This is a genomic window from Vibrio sp. YT-16 (genome assembly GCF_033337405.1).
GTDB classification, from domain to species: domain Bacteria; phylum Pseudomonadota; class Gammaproteobacteria; order Enterobacterales; family Vibrionaceae; genus Vibrio; species Vibrio alginolyticus.
Genome location: NZ_JAWOQQ010000003.1, coordinates 466,060 through 481,455, shown reverse-complemented (window position 1 = coordinate 481,455; position 15,396 = coordinate 466,060). Strand labels below are relative to the sequence as shown.

Sequence of the window (15,396 nt, the reverse complement as noted above, 5' to 3'; positions counted from 1 at the left end):
CTTCCCTTTTTGATAGATAAAATAGCAATTGAGAAAGGTCTAACACGTCTGGAAACGTGACCAAGAAACATAGCAAGTATGAAACCCTTGCTCCATTGAGATTAAGTTCTTTTGCGAAAAGTTATGGTTAAAAATCAGATTTTTATTTTGCCTTTCCGAAACACAACTAAATGATAAAAGTCATTCAATACCATGTAACTCTTTCCAGTTTCCTGGATGAACCACATAGCCGAACAGAGCATGCCCACCATAAACCAATTCAGTCCCTTCCGGTATCCACAGCATCTGACCTGGGTGCACAAAATGTGTTTCACCATTTGCGGTCAGCTCGAAACAGCCTTCAATCACGAAAATAACCTCATCATAAAGCACTGTCCAAGCCACTTTAGCGCCTTCCCATTTAGCAAAGCCTACGCCTATGTTTGGTGAAATTTCTGGGCTTAACGCCCTGGCAACATACGCCATTCCTGGCGTATCACCACGAACATTGAAATCTAGACTTTTACTATCAACAAGTTTGACTGGCTTCATAATTCACTCCGGCTTTGCCATTTTGCTAATTGGATACGCGTTTTTACTCCCAAACCTAAAAAAGGCTCTGGCGGATTCAAACAAGGCATTCCTGTCACTTGCTGTATGTCATCCAATGATTTAGATGTCGCACCAACGACATAGTCAGCTAACAGTGTTCCAGAAATGGTTCCCCACGCAGCACCAACACCATTGTCACAAGCGCTGGCATAAACACCTTCATCTAATTGACCGAAAAAGTTAGTAAAGTTACGAGAGATTGCATACACCCCACCCCATGTGTGAGTAAATGGTACGTCGGCCAGCTCGGGATAACGCGCCAGAAAGACCTGACGATGATCGTCGCGAATTTGTTCTCTGACTTTATCGTTCATGCTTGAGCCATATTTCGGCACGTGTTTGTAAGTATTGCGGATCAAAATACGTCGATCGGCGGTCATACGTAACGTCGTTCCCGCATGATCAGCTGGAGTTAACCCCCAATTCAGCTCACCTCCGTATCGTTGCATTTCTGCGTCGGTTAATGGACGCGTCCAGCTTGCAAACGTCATCACTGGAAGTAGTCTGTTTTTAAGATAACCAAACTCCCGAGTAAAAATGCTGGTCCCAAGCAGCAGTTCAGGGGTTTCAACAGAGCCACTATCTCCATGTAATACCCAGCAACCGTTTTCTTTACTGAGCTTGCGGATTGGCGAGTTCTCTAACACCTCGACGTTCTCTGGAAGGCTTTCCCCTAGCCCACGCACCAAAGCAGCAGGTTGCATTAAATAACCACCTGGCGTGTAAATTGCGCGGCTGTAGTAGTTGGTTCCCAAGACTTTCGCCAGCTCACTGCCATTAACATGGAAGTATGGTTCGCCAAGGTCTTTCATTAGGTGCTCAAAGTGATCGAGATACGCTTCACCGCGCGCCCCTACGGCTCCTTGATATTTGCCCTTTGCTGACCATTGACAAGAAATACTGTGCTTCGACACTAAAGTGTTTAGCTGAGCAATCGCAGAACGGTTGAGCGACAATAACTTTTGTTTGTGCTCAGGGTCGGGATGCTCAAGTGAAAACTTATGAGGCAAATCGATAACAAAGCCCGAATTTCTTCCTGAAGCCCCTTGGCCGATACGTTGCGCATCAATCAGTATAATTCGTGCATTAGGCATAAGTTCAGCTAAACGTCTTGCCATAGCTAGGCCTGCGAAACCGGCACCTAACACGGCATAGTCAGCACTTTGTTTACCTTTTAACGCCGATTTTTCTGGAATACTTGGCAACGCATGGTACCAACCACACGTCACGTCATCATTGGGTAAATGAATCATCTTTTTTCTCCGCTACGCTGCTGACAGTTTCAATGACAATTGATCTAGCCAAGGGCCGCGTAATGACTGTACTTTTCTTCCTAGCAACGCAAAACCGAGCATTGCTCCTTCTGGTGAATAAAACGCAGCGGTCAATTCATCTGCTTGGGTCTCGATGTACCATTGTCCCTGTTCTTCAGCGGCTACCGGGAAAATCGTGAGTGGAAGAATCGGCGTTTTTACAATCACTGGAGTTGGTGTTAACGAGATAGGGGCGACATCGCCTAGCAAGCTTTTCGCTACAGAAGGGATCATTTGATTAATCGGTGCAATATAGGGCTGCCAACCTTGCTCAGTTTCAACACAGTCACCTAGCGAGTAAATATTCTCATCACTCGTCTGGCCGAATTGATTCACTTTAATGCCCCGGCCAACTTCAAGCCCCGCGCGCTCAGCCAGAGAAACATTTGGCTTGAGTCCAACCGCGCTCAGCACTAGATCTGCTTCAATCTGCTTGCCACTGTTTAGATGTAAAACCGCACTGGATGCGGACCTTGGCTCGATTCTGGTGATACTGTCTTGTAGAGCCCATTGCACGCCTCGATCGGCAAGTGCGCTTTGTAATGATTCACCCAACTGTTGCGGGATCAAACGCTCCATTGGCCATTGACCCAACCCGATAACTGTTACTTCATAACCGCTTTCGATCAGATCATTTGCGAACTCACAGCCAATTAAGCCATCACCTAGGATCGCGATGCGCTTTTTGTCTTGCAGCTCCGCTCTGAAACGGCGGTAATCAACTAAGTCGTTCACACTCATAACCCAAGAGCGATCGCCCTCAATTGGGATTTCAATCGGTGATGCACCTGTTGCCAGTACCAAGCGGCTGTAGGCGTGTTTACCGATGGAGGTATGTAACGTTGAATTGGCACGATCGATCTGTTCAACACGGGTATGCGGGTAAACTCGGATGTTGAGACGGCTTTCCCACTCCAACGCGCTCTCACTTTGTAGCGCGTCGCCGTCTTTATTCATGACCAGTGCATTAGACAAGGCAGGCTTGCTGTACAGTGCGCCATCATCAGCGGTAAAGACAGTGATCGGAACCGTTTCAGATTGTGCTCTAAGTGCCGCTGCCAACTGGTAACCACTGTGGCCACTGCCGATGATAACGATAGGGTCAGCTGAAAATATAGGTTGAGTGACTTCAGATGGAAGTGGCTGAGCCGTATTTGGCTGAACAGACGCTTCTACCGATACCGAAGACACTGCCACGACCTCTTCTACTGGCGCATCGTCGGTGATTTCGATCATTTCAAAATCGGCCTTACCCACTAAACAATCGGGGCATAACCAATCATCCGGCACATCTTCCCATGCTGTTCCTGGTGCAATGCCATCGGATGGCCACCCTTGTGCTTCATCATAGATTAAGCCGCAAATAATACAGAGCCACTTTCTCATCACTTATACTCCAACTACCTTGTTCAGAATTTCCGTGTTTACAAACCGCTGTCAGATTTGTTGTGATTCCATCAACCTCGCCCTAGCTTGTGGTCTGAAATCCAAGCCGGTACGAGGTGATGAAAATACAGTTACACGGTAGCTATACGTTGCTGTCTTGCTGCAAACGAATGGCAATATTGCGTGTCTGGACATAGCTATAAATCGCTTCTTGTCCTTTTTCTCGCCCAAAACCGGACAAGCCCACGCCACCAAATGGTGTTTCGATGCCACCAGCAAACCATTCATTGATGAACACTTGACCACCACGCAGTTGCTGTGCCACATGTAATGTTTGGTTTAGGCTTTCACCAAAAACACCAGCGACCAGGCCAAAATCGGTGCCATTCGCGATCTCGATTGCTTCTTGCTCAGTTTCAAACGGTGTAATCACCAATACAGGACCAAACACTTCTTCTTGTGCAATGCGCATATCTGGCGTGGCTTCAATCACTGTTGGTGCCACAAAGTAACCCGATAGATCAGGTGCGTAGCCACCCGTTAGGATATTCGCGCCGTCGGCTTTTGCTTGTTCTATCATTTCAAGCACGCGTGCTTGTTGATCAGCAGATACCAACGGTGTGATGTCCGGCTGGCTTTCGCCTTGGCCAATGGTTAGGCTTTTTGCCATTTCCACTACTGCCGCTTTTACTTCTTCATAACGCTCTTTTTGAATCAGCAAACGAGACATTGCCGAACACACTTGACCAGCGTTAAAGAAAATACCGACCTGAACGCTTTTCAAAAGTGTTTCGAGGTTCGCATCTTTCAGCGCGATAGCAGCCGATTTACCACCCAGCTCCATCACCGATGGAGTAGCGCGTTGCGCTGAATCTTGCAGGATGTGTTGGCCGGTTGGAACGGAACCCGTAAAGACAATTTGATCGACCTCTTGGTGCTGCACCAAATGACTGCCAACGACTGAGCCTTTACCGCATAGAAGGTTAATCGTACCTTTCGGGAAGCCCGCTTTTTCAATCGCTTGAATCAACAGAGTCATGGCAAGTGGGGAAATCTCTGGCGATTTGATCACCACTGCGTTACCTGCGGCTAATGCAGGTGCCAATGAGCGTGCACAAATAGAGACAGGGAAATTCCACGGCACAATCTGCACCGACACGCCAAACGGCACATATTGAGTGAAGTCGACATAGTCTTTACCCAACGGAATTGATGTGCCTTCCAGCTTGTCGGCCATGCCTGCGTAGTATTCAAAGTAACGTGCCGACTCTAAAAACTCATCTTTGGCATCTTGCAAAGATTTCCCATTTTCACGACAGGCAACTAACCCACCTTCATCAACCATTTCACGAATAGCTGCGGCGGCTTTTAACATCCACTCGGTTCTGACGGCTGGACGAACGTCCGAAAGAAGGCCTTGATTGACCACTCGGCGTGCCGCTGCCATTGCGCGATCTGCATCGGTGATAGTGGCTTCTGCAATCGTCGCATACGCTTCGGCTGTGCCAGGGTTCATGACGGTCAGCGCTTGCTCTGAATCGCACCACTCACCATCAATATAATTAAGGTAATGCATCATATTACTGCTCCAGTGCCGCTTTCACTTGCTTTGCCAACCAGGTTTGGAAGAAATGCGTCGGAACATCCATTTCTGGTGAGAACACACCACCACCAAAGCCAGGTGAGTAACGACCTTCCTGCATGCCCTCGACCGCTCCAATATCTTCGCCGAATACGACTCGCCATGACTCAACGGTAGCAGTACGGCACGCAGCGAACTCATCTTTCGTTGCTTCATCACCCACATAGAAAACACGTAGGTGCTCAACACTCTTATTCGCAGTGATTGGTTCAATCATCATCGCAAAGGCATGATCGGCTTGAATACCAAGCAACACGTTTGGAAAGAGTGCAACATATTCTGCATGACGCAGTTTATCTTCTGGCCAGCTTGGAAATTTAGGTAAGTGTGTTCCTGCAGTATCAGAGAGGTTGTATGCGAGACTACCTTGGCCAGCAAAACGCTCTGCAAACATGATGTTGTAGTGATCCTCTAGGCGAGAATAACTGTTCAAACTCGGATGCACCCAAGGTAAGTGGTAAGCTTCACAATAGTTTTCTACGGCAAGCTTCCAGTTACTTTTCACTTCTATCTCTAAGTTGCCACCCATGTTCACGCGGCGAAGAAGCCCTAATCCTTCTTCACCTAAGAATTGCTGCCAACGTTGCTCTAGCGGCGCGATATGCTCTTCAAAGCTTTCTGCTTTGCCCGATAAGTTGACGAATACCATGTCCATCCAAACGGCTGAACGAAGTGGCTTAAGGCCATGCTTTTCACACTTAAATCGGTCATCTTTGTGTTTTGCGATACCACCGATGTGTGGTGTGCCTTTTAGATTGCCGTCAAGATCGTACGTCCATGAATGGTAAGGACAGCGAATCATGCCTTGAACTTCGCCTGCCTCATGAACCAGCTTCATACCACGATGACTACATACGTTGTGGAAAACTTGGACTTCACCTTGGCGATTTCTCATCATGAGTAGTGGAAGATTCATGAAATCAAGTGGCATCACATAACCATTTTTAAGCAGGTCTGATGCAAAACCAATACATACCCAAGTGTTACCAAACACCTGATCACGCTCAAAAGTAAAATACTCTTCGCTGGTGTAGGCCTGATTCGGCATTCCTGTTGCTTCACTGATTGGGTTCAGTACATTATCAACAAGTTCAACAGGAATAATGGTTTGGTTGACATTGCTCATATTCATATCTCCGAGAGTCGAGTTGCATCCAGTGCGTACAACATCGTGTTGTGTTAGTGGAGATGATTTTGATTAACAACCCGGCAACAAACAAACGACTTTTTCGCCGGGCTTGGATGAGTTTTTGTCATTCATGCATTGATCTCGAACAAAAAAAATAACCTTTTAATTAACAATGATCTTCTTGTCATGATTAATACTCATTAACCGATGAGTATTAATCAGTTGAAACACAAAAGCTCTCTCTCTACTCTCTTTCAAAAATTAACAATAACGCAACAAACAATAACGCTAAAACAAACGCACTGTGAGGGATGCCTATGAGAGCAACATCTGGGATATTGAAAGGACTCAATCCGACTGTGACTATCGCATCAAAGATCGTCGTTATCGGTTTTGTACTTTTCTGCGCCATTCTCGCCAACCAAGCGGGCCAATACTTCGAAACGATTTCCGGCATTTTGCTGCAGAATATGAAGTGGTTTTACATCGGACTTGTTTCACTCGTTGTCGGTTTTCTTCTTTACCTTATGGTTAGTCGATATGGGCATATTCGTTTGAGTAAAGATGACGAAAAACCAGAGTTTAGTTATTTGTCTTGGGTATCCATGCTTTTTTCCGGAGGCATGGGGATAGGCTTAATTTTCTGGTCGGTCGCCGAACCGATGTGGCATTACGCTGACAACCCATTTACTCAAGGCCTGACCAATGAAGCCGCAACAACATCAATGAAACTGACATTCTTTCACTGGGGTCTACATTCTTGGTCTGTCTTTATCATTGTGGCACTCGCATTAGCTTACTTTTCCTACCGTAAAGATCTGCCTTTTACCCTACGCTCTATCTTGTACCCTTTGATTGGTGATCGTATTTATGGGCCTATCGGACACACGGTTGATATCCTAACAGTCGCGGTGACTGCTTTCGGTATCTCTCAAACCTTGGGGATGGGAGTTATCCAAATAAACTCTGGTTTGAATCAAGCCTTTGGTCTAGACATTAGTTTGGGGATTCAACTCTTTATTATCGTTTCCCTTTGTACTTGTGCGGTTGCGTCGGTGCTATCTGGTGTAGGGAAAGGTATTCGCCGTTTATCAGAATGGAACATGCTGCTTTCACTCGCACTCGTGCTGGTCGTACTTTATATTGGCCCAACTCGCTATATCTTAAATACGCTACTTGAAAGCACGGGGCTTTATGCACAAAACATTGTCGGTATGAGCTTATGGAGCGATGCACAGAATGACTCTGGCTGGCAAAACTGGTGGACGGCTTATTACTGGCCTTGGTGGATGACTTGGGCGCCTTTCGTTGGCATGTTTGTAGCTCGTATCTCTAAAGGACGCACAATACGTGAGCTTATCGGCGGTGCTCTCATCGTACCCACGCTGATCACATTCTTATGGATTTCAGTATTTGGTGGTGCAGCGTTGAAGGTAGAGCAAGACGCTCGTGTTGCTCATCAAGAGCAAGTCACTGCGGCACAAGAAACCAAACAAACACCACCTGCGGATTTTTCTGGCGGCCCTATTCTTGAAGCGACTAAAGCCGATACGACACGCGCTTTGTTTACGCTATTCGACAATCTAGATACAGGTATGTTTGGTAAACTACTTAGCGTGCTTGCGTGTCTATTACTCGGTACTTATTTCATTACCTCCGCAGACTCGGGTACCTTGGTTCTATGTACCCTCGATGCCGCTGGGCACAGTGAGCCTCCTACCTCTATACGCGTATTGTGGGGGATCATGATCGCAGCCATTGCGGGAGTACTTCTATACGCAGGAGGGTTAAAAGCAATGCAAACGGCCTCCATTATTGCCGGTTTCCCTATCGCCATTTTTATCGCAGTGATGAGCTTAACGCTGTTTCATAGTATTCGACGCGAACCTAAGCCATGGGCAATGCTTCCAGAGCACGTTCACCCAGAGCAAGAGAAACTTGATGGTCCTGTTGAACCGCTTGTTGAAAGCAAAACAGTGGTTTCCGAGCCTATCGCTTCAACATCCTCACTAAAAGATGATTCCACACTCAATCAGGGACCAGTACTAAGTTAGTGCGTCGTTTCATCAATCAATTAAAACAAAGCGGGAACTGGTACTCCCGCTTTTTAACATGACCAAACTCTGTTATTTTCTCTGCTTATTGATTTAGGCTAAACCTCGATCACCCACCTCATCTGGCAACTGTTGCAAAAGCCACTCTCTAAAACGCTTGACGCTTGCTGGGATTAAACCTCTATTTTTAGGTTCAAGCATAGAGAAATTGGAAGGTGTTGAAAGCACGTGTTCGACTGGCCTAACTAAAGCACCGCTTTGTAAATAGTCGTCCACTAATGACCCCCAGGCTAACGCGATTCCCTGACCATTAATTGCCGCTTGTAACAGCATTGGATAGTTATTGATGTTCATGCGATTACGAGGCGAAATATTTGGCAATCCTACACTCGCAAACCACTGCTCCCAATTCACCCAATCTCTTTGAGACTCTTCCAGATAGAGTAACGTTTTATTGAAGATTTCTTCTGGCTTACTAGGCTGGCCGATTTTCTCTAAATAAAGCGGGCTACACACAGGGAATACTTCTTCTGAAAACAGCGTTGTCACATCCATTTCCGCAGGTGGAGTGCGACAATAAAACAAGGCGAGATCGCAATCTAATCGGCGTAAGTCCAACACATTATCTGAGGCCAATATTCTTATATCGATGTCATCATGTTCATTTTGAAATTGAGCAACCTTAGGCAACAACCACAAGGCTGCCATTGCATTTGTCGTCGCAACCGTGATCTTTTGTTCGCCCTGCCACTTCTTCACTTCACCAGTTATTTGAGCAATATCGAGCAAAGATTGGCTGACAGCTTGATAATATTGAAGACCTGTAGGCGTTAAATTAATGCTTCGATTGGCTCGCGTGAACATAGCCTTGCCTAAGTATTCTTCTAATTGTCTAATTTGGCGACTGATAGCACCTTGGGTCACGTTTAGCTCGTCAGCGGCTAACGTAAAACTCAAGTGCCGCGCCGACGCTTCAAACGCAACGAGGCTATTTAAAGGTGGGAGGGGTTTGATTTTCATGTATCTTCCAGTAAGGCAGTATTGTAATTATTTTTATTCCCGGCAATCTTATGTTGCACGTGGATAATGCCATTCTGGACAACACCTCAAAAACGACAATTTATAAATGATAAAAAATAGAGATGAATCATAAATTGTTGTGAGAGAGACTGCCGTATACAGTTTCGTGGCTACAACGAGCACAAAAAGAGGAGCAGTTACTCCTCTTTTGTCTAGCCTTTTGCTCACTTTGTACGAGTTAGCCCATTTACCCTATTGCCAGTTTAGTACTCGCGTAACGCGCTTTTTTCTTTCTTGGACTGGCTAAGAAGTACGCTAATGTAAGAGGCCCTAATCGTCCCATAAACATCATGAAGATGATCACTAACTCACCCGGTTCGGACAAACTGCCCGTTAAGCCTCGCGATAACCCAACCGTACCCAGTGCCGAGACCGCTTCGAACATAATGTCTAACATAGACGCTTTCTCTGTCAGTAACAGCGTGAATATGGCAAACCAAGTCACCCCCACCGAGATCAGAGTCAGCGCCAATGCCTTGCTGATGGTCTCTTTGGGAATCTCGCGTTGAAAGGCATAGGTTGCTTCATCGCGACGCAAATAGCTGTAAGTCGCCAAGACTAACACTATAAATGTCACAACTTTAATGCCACTTGCCGTACTCAATGATCCACCGCCGATAAACATCAACACCAGAATGATCGCCGTTGTGGCATCTTCCAACTGATCGATAGCTAAAGTGTTGAACCCTGCCGTTCTTGGCGTCACCGCTTGAAACCACGATGCCCACCATTTCCCTGCTTCGCTCAACGGGGCAAGCGTGTTGGGGTTGTCATATTCAATCAGATAAATCGCGATAAGTGCCACCACGTTAATGATCATCGTGCCTAAGATCATCATTCGACTGTAAACGGTGAGTCGATGCCAACGGCGATTGCGTTTTAAGTCAATCCAAACCGAGAAGCCTAAACCACCAATAATGAACAAACTGGTAATGGTGAAGTTAACGACCGGGTCGTCCACGTAAGGCATTAAGCTATCGGCACTCAACGCAAAACCTGCATTGTTAAACGCACTGATGGTGTAGAAGAAACCATGGAACAAACTGGTTTCCCAGCCCAGCTCTTCACTCCAATAAACGCTCAAAATAGTGAAACCAATAAGTTCAACGAGCAGAGCGAACATCAATACAGATTTAGCAGTGGCAATGAGTGTCGATGAATCAGTCTGGTTGAACGCCTCTCTCGCGACTGCTCGCTCCAAAAAGCCAATTTTTCCGCCCAGAGCCAGCAAGGTCACGATAGCAAACGTCATCAAACCTAGGCCACCACATTGAATCAGGAAAGCAATAACCACTTGCCCAAAAGGCGTAAACGCCGTGCCCGTGTCTACCACAACTAATCCCGTCACCGTAATGGCCGATGTTGCTGTAAACAGGCTTTGAATCCAAGTGATGGGCTCTGTGGTGGCAATCGGCAGTTTGAGTAAGACCGTGCCGAGCATGATCAAGCACGCAAAGCTGAGGCTAAGTATTAATGGCGGTGCGCCCAACAATTTTTTGCCCGCTTTGGGTTTTCGCTCGATTGGGATAATAGAGGGATGCCACAAAACCATGTTACACCAACCTTGGAGCGACGTATTTCAGCTCAGCGCGACTACCGCAAAGCAACAGCGTGTCGAACTCATTAAGCACAAACTCATCATTGATATTGGTGTAGACGGCTTCTTCGCGCTTCACCAAGATTGGCTGAATGTTGTAACTGCCTCGGCTGATCAACTTAGAAAGCGGCGTATCGTGCAGATTGGATTTAACGTGGATTTCCACCACATACAAGCCATGCCCCATTTCTAAATAGTTGTTCACCATCGGATAGTTGAGTGCCTGCGCGACTCTTACGCCCATCTCCTCTTCCGGATGAATAATGCGTTGTACACCAAGCTTAGACACGATGGTATGGTGCGCTTTGGTGCTCGCTTTGACCCAAATAGATTTCACACCCAGATTTTTCAGCGCCAGCGTACACAACAAACTGGCTTGCATGTCTTCGCCAATCGCCACCAACACCACATCACTGTTCGCTAACGCTAACTCTCTGAGTGCACCTTCGTCTGTTGCGTCACATATGACCGCTTGCGTTAACTCTTCGACGTATTTTTCGACGATTTTCGGGTCGCTATCCATCCCCGTTACGGTGTGTCCAAGATGAATAAGTTCTAAGCTGGCGGCAACGCCAAATCGCCCTAGACCAATTACTGTAAAGTGAGCCATATCAATACCTAACTGTGTTTTATGTATAGAAAATGCTAATGCGTTAAGGGTTAGACTGATTTTCCGTCACGGAAAATAGGCAACACGAATCCTGTTCGAGTGCCGATAACCAGCACTAAACCTTGGCATTAACGTTGATTAAATTTGGAATTTAGTGGTGCTTGGACGCCTCTAGCACTAAACGATAACCCAGCCCCGGCTCGGTTTTTAATAGCCGCTGTTCGTCAGCACTATCGTTCAGTTTTTTGCGTAGTTGACTCACTAGCACGCGTAAGTAGTGAGTATCTTCGACATGACTTTTTCCCCAAATCACCGCTAGCAAATGAGTTTGCTCAATGAGTTTTCCCGGCTTGAGAATCAATTGTTCAATGAAAGAAAACTCTTTCTTGGTGAGTGGAATTTCCCTCTGATCCAACCAAAATTGGTGAGTGCTTTTGATGATTTTGACTCGGCCAGCCACCAGCTCATCAGCGACGGTTTGCTCATCCACCAAATCTCGAACCAGCACTTTGATGCGCGCGATGAGCTCTTTTACGCCAAAAGGCTTGCTCAAGTAATCATTCGCGCCCGCTTCTAAAAGGCGGATTTTTTCCTCTTCTTGATCGCGAGCTGTCAGCACTAGCACTGGCGTTTTATAGGTCTGACGAAGCGTAGTGAGAAACTCCTTCCCATCGCCGTCGGGCAAGCCTAAATCTAGCAGAATGACGTGCGGCGAATGCGCTTCGAAACACGCTTTGGCTTCTGAAATGGTACTCGCGCCAATGTAATCAAACCCTTCAGCAGACAGCGAAATTCGAATAAAGGTATGAATGCGAGGCTCATCGTCCACGACTAAAACTTTGTAACTCACGCCTGCTCTGCTCCTTGATTGAGTGGAAGTCGAATGCGGATCAGCGTCCCTTCTGATACTGGCATAGATTGAATATATCCTTGGTGTGCGGTGATGATGCCTTTGGCAACCGCGAGTCCCATTCCGGTGCCTGAATCGGCCGATTTGTTGTTCGTGCCGGAATAGAAAAGGCTGAATATTTTTTCCGCATCTTCAGCTTTAATGCCAATCCCCATGTCCCGAACATCAATCACGCACGACGAACCCTGCTTAGAAAGTGAAACCTCAACAGATTCATTCTCTGGTGAAAATCGCATGGCATTATCCAACACATTAAAAATCGCTTGTTCGATGAGCGAACGACTTACTGACAAATAATCAACGGAATCATCCATATTCATGGACACTTTCTCGGTGTAATTTGGCAAACGAGAAACCGCATCCCGAACAATATCTGCAATCAACTCATCTTTTTTGGTAATTTTTAATGTGCCGTGCTGGAGCTTAGTCGCCTGTAAGAGGTTCTCGATATATTGATGCAAGCGATGGCTTTCTGAAGTCGCACTGTCGAGCAATTCTTTACGCTCTAAGTCATTGAGCTTGGGCATGTACTCGTTGAGTGTGGTCAATGTTCCAATAATGGTTGCCAGCGGCGTGCGTAAGTCATGGGACACCGATAGCAGGATGCTGTTTTGCAGCTTGGTTTGTTTTAACTCGCCCTGCTGGCGACGATAAAGATCCGCAAAGGTGCTGGTGATAAATGCCACCACCATAAACACGACTAAATTAAAAATGTCTTCCGGACGAAACATCTGCAAAGAGTAACGAGGCGTCGTGAAAAAGAAGTTGAAGCTCAACGCTTCGATCACCGCCGCCGCATAAGCGAATCGCGAGTTGCATTGAAACGCCACTACCACGACCGCTAACTGTAAAATCAGCAGGACTGCGGCTGTAGAGCCAAACAGTTGGTCTAACAACCATGAGACGACAACCGCGCCAACAATCACGGTAGTAGAAAAGAGAAAGGTGTTATCTCGCCATTGAACAAACATAAAATACATCAACCAAAATTCGATGTAGAAAACTTTAGCAAAAGCCCATTCGGAGTTCGCGTAAAAAAAGCGTAAAAAATTCAATAACGACAGTGAGTTATAAACATAATCATCATTAAGTTGGCCTAACTCAATGAATAATCACAAGTTAACGTTGCCCATTAACGCCTACTTACTCGGTATAAACGACAGACACAAAAAAGAGGAGCATTTGCTCCTCTTTCGTGTAGCGTCATATTAGATGACTTGCAGTTGAGCATCACCTTGCTCAGACAAAAATCCGCCGGTTTGATGCTTCCACAACTGAGCGTAAACACCACCCAATTGCAGCAGCTCGTAATGCGAGCCTTGCTCAATGATTTTGCCGTCATCCATTACAATCAAACGATCCATCGCGGCAATCGTTGATAAACGGTGAGCAATCGCAATCACTGTTTTTCCTTCCATCAGAACTTCAAGGTTTTCTTGAATTGCCGATTCTACTTCTGAATCAAGTGCAGACGTTGCTTCATCCATGATCAAAATTGGCGCGTTTTTCAGCAGAACGCGAGCAATCGCCACACGTTGACGCTGACCACCAGACAGCTTCACACCGCGTTCACCCACTTCAACGTCATAGCCAACGTTACCTTGCTCGTCTCGTAGAGATTGAATGAAATCATGAGCATGTGCTTTCTCAGCAGCTGCGATAACGGCATCCATTGAAGCATCTGGATCACCGTAAAGAATGTTCTCTTTAATTGAGCGATGTAGCAAAGAGGTGTCTTGCGTGATCATACCGATGTGTTGGCGAAGCGACTCTTGTTCGACTTGAGAAATGTCCTGCCCATCAATACAAATCTTACCCGTATTCACATCGTAAAAACGCAGCAACAGGTTAACCAACGTGGATTTACCTGCCCCAGAACGACCGACAATGCCGACTTTTTCGCCCGGTTTGATAGTCAGATTCAAGTTCTCAAATACTGCCTTCTCATCACTGTAGTTAAAACCTACGTGATCAAAGCAGATCTCACCTTGAGAGATTTGCAAAGGCTTAGCATTTGGTACGTCTTTCACTTCAACATCGTTTGAAATCGTATTAATACCGTCTACTACTGTACCGATGTTTTCAAACAGTGCGCTAACTTCCCACATGATCCACTTCGACATACCTTGTACGCGCAACGCAATACTGATAGCAATCGCAATACTGATAGCAATCGCAATAGCACCAATTGTTACAGCGTGATCTAGCCATAGATAAACCGAAATAGCACTAATAGACATCAGCAGCAAATAGTTGATGGCATCCACACTAAACAGTAAACAAGTCACCATGCGCATTTGGCGGTAAACCGTCACCAAAAATTGCTTCATGCTGCTTTCTGCGTATTCCAACTCTCTTTGCGAGTGCGCGAATAGCTTTACGGTAGATATGTTGGTGTAAGAATCGACAATGCGCCCAGTCATTACAGAACGAGCATCCGCTTGCTCCGTCGCTACTTGTTTCATTTTAGGGATAAAGTAGAACTGGATAACCGCGTACATTCCTATCCAAATCACAATAGGCAACATTAGCAAACCATCGGCTTCGCCCATCATCCAGAGCATCGAAAGAAAATAAACGCTGATATAAACCAGTACATCCACCAGCTTCATGACCGTTTCTCGTACCGCTAACGCACTTTGCATCACTTTGGTCGCAACTCGGCCTGCAAAGTCACGCTGGAAAAATCCAACCGCTTGTTTTAGCAAGTAACGGTGAATCAACCAACGGATAGACATCGGGTAGTTACCCAATAACGTTTGGTGCATCACCATTGAGTGGACAAAACCGAGAGCTGGCATCACAACCGCCACTAAGAACAGCATCATTAGCATGCGATCACCCTGGTCTTGCCAGAATGTTGCGCGATCTTGATTAGAGAGAATATCGACGAGCTCGCCCATATAACGCAACAGCGTCACCTCAGTAATGGCAATAAGCGCACTGAACACAGCCATAACGAGTAAAGGGGCTTCAAAGCCACGAGTGTAAAAACGACAAAAGCCAAATAGCGTCTTCGGTGGCTTTTCGGTTTCCATCTGGGGAAAGGGTTGGGTCAGCTTTTCAAACCAATTGAACATAACA

General features: G+C 46.2%; 12 protein-coding genes and 1 pseudogene. 1 reads left to right on the top strand and 12 read right to left on the bottom strand.

Features of this window, described 5'->3' with window-relative positions; all coding sequences use genetic code 11:
• Window positions 1-180: 180 nt before the first annotated feature.
• The 6 genes and pseudogenes from R7F07_RS08240 to R7F07_RS08215 form a co-directional block, all read right to left on the bottom strand.
• Window positions 181-531: an ethanolamine utilization protein EutQ gene (locus R7F07_RS08240; protein ID WP_017635301.1), complete on the bottom strand. Its 351-nt coding sequence runs from the start codon at window positions 529-531 to the stop codon at window positions 181-183.
• Window positions 528-1,844, bottom strand: coding sequence for an NAD(P)/FAD-dependent oxidoreductase (locus R7F07_RS08235; RefSeq protein ID WP_005385877.1), 1,317 nt, complete (start codon window positions 1,842-1,844; stop codon window positions 528-530). Before R7F07_RS08235 ends, R7F07_RS08240 begins: the two co-directional genes overlap by 4 nt.
• Window positions 1,845-1,856: 12 nt before the next feature.
• Window positions 1,857-3,140 carry an NAD(P)/FAD-dependent oxidoreductase gene (locus tag R7F07_RS08230; protein WP_242013377.1) on the bottom strand — a complete coding sequence of 428 codons (1,284 nt, stop codon included), beginning with the start codon at window positions 3,138-3,140 and terminating at the stop codon, window positions 1,857-1,859.
• Window positions 3,129-3,290 (bottom strand): annotated as a pseudogene (locus R7F07_RS08225) (rubredoxin); the annotation flags it as partial. The pseudogene R7F07_RS08225 and the gene R7F07_RS08230, both read right to left, overlap by 12 nt.
• A gap of 142 nt (window positions 3,291-3,432) precedes the next feature.
• The gene (locus tag R7F07_RS08220) at window positions 3,433-4,869 is read right to left on the bottom strand and encodes an aldehyde dehydrogenase family protein (RefSeq protein ID WP_104980126.1); all 1,437 of its coding nucleotides are present in this window, start codon (window positions 4,867-4,869) and stop codon (window positions 3,433-3,435) included.
• Window position 4,870: 1 nt separating this feature from the next.
• Window positions 4,871-6,058, bottom strand: coding sequence for an aromatic ring-hydroxylating oxygenase subunit alpha (locus tag R7F07_RS08215; RefSeq protein WP_017635305.1), 1,188 nt, complete (start codon window positions 6,056-6,058; stop codon window positions 4,871-4,873).
• Between the two features lie 320 nt (window positions 6,059-6,378).
• On the opposite strand from R7F07_RS08215, the gene R7F07_RS08210 reads away from it, so the two are divergent.
• Window positions 6,379-8,115 carry a BCCT family transporter gene (locus R7F07_RS08210; protein WP_318110477.1) on the top strand — a complete coding sequence of 579 codons (1,737 nt, stop codon included), beginning with the start codon at window positions 6,379-6,381 and terminating at the stop codon, window positions 8,113-8,115.
• Window positions 8,116-8,208: 93 nt separating this feature from the next.
• Here the strand turns inward: R7F07_RS08210 and R7F07_RS08205 are convergent, their stop codons facing one another.
• The 6 genes from R7F07_RS08205 to R7F07_RS08180 all read right to left on the bottom strand — a co-directional run bounded on the left by R7F07_RS08205 (window position 8,209) and on the right by R7F07_RS08180 (window position 15,392).
• On the bottom strand, window positions 8,209-9,135 hold the full coding sequence (locus R7F07_RS08205) for a LysR substrate-binding domain-containing protein (protein ID WP_115386780.1): 927 nt from the start codon (window positions 9,133-9,135) through the stop codon (window positions 8,209-8,211).
• Window positions 9,136-9,382: 247 nt separating this feature from the next.
• On the bottom strand, window positions 9,383-10,747 hold the full coding sequence (locus R7F07_RS08200) for a TrkH family potassium uptake protein (protein WP_025768536.1): 1,365 nt from the start codon (window positions 10,745-10,747) through the stop codon (window positions 9,383-9,385).
• Between the two features lies 1 nt (window position 10,748).
• Window positions 10,749-11,402, bottom strand: coding sequence for a potassium channel family protein (locus R7F07_RS08195; RefSeq protein WP_053320111.1), 654 nt, complete (start codon window positions 11,400-11,402; stop codon window positions 10,749-10,751).
• Between the two features lie 151 nt (window positions 11,403-11,553).
• Window positions 11,554-12,252: a response regulator transcription factor gene (locus tag R7F07_RS08190; protein ID WP_171342477.1), complete on the bottom strand. Its 699-nt coding sequence runs from the start codon at window positions 12,250-12,252 to the stop codon at window positions 11,554-11,556.
• The gene (locus R7F07_RS08185) at window positions 12,249-13,292 is read right to left on the bottom strand and encodes a DUF4118 domain-containing protein (RefSeq protein ID WP_253657587.1); all 1,044 of its coding nucleotides are present in this window, start codon (window positions 13,290-13,292) and stop codon (window positions 12,249-12,251) included. The genes R7F07_RS08190 and R7F07_RS08185 overlap by 4 nt, the downstream gene beginning before the upstream one ends.
• A gap of 228 nt (window positions 13,293-13,520) precedes the next feature.
• The gene (locus R7F07_RS08180) at window positions 13,521-15,392 is read right to left on the bottom strand and encodes an ABC transporter ATP-binding protein (protein ID WP_318110476.1); all 1,872 of its coding nucleotides are present in this window, start codon (window positions 15,390-15,392) and stop codon (window positions 13,521-13,523) included.
• Window positions 15,393-15,396: the final 4 nt, after the last annotated feature.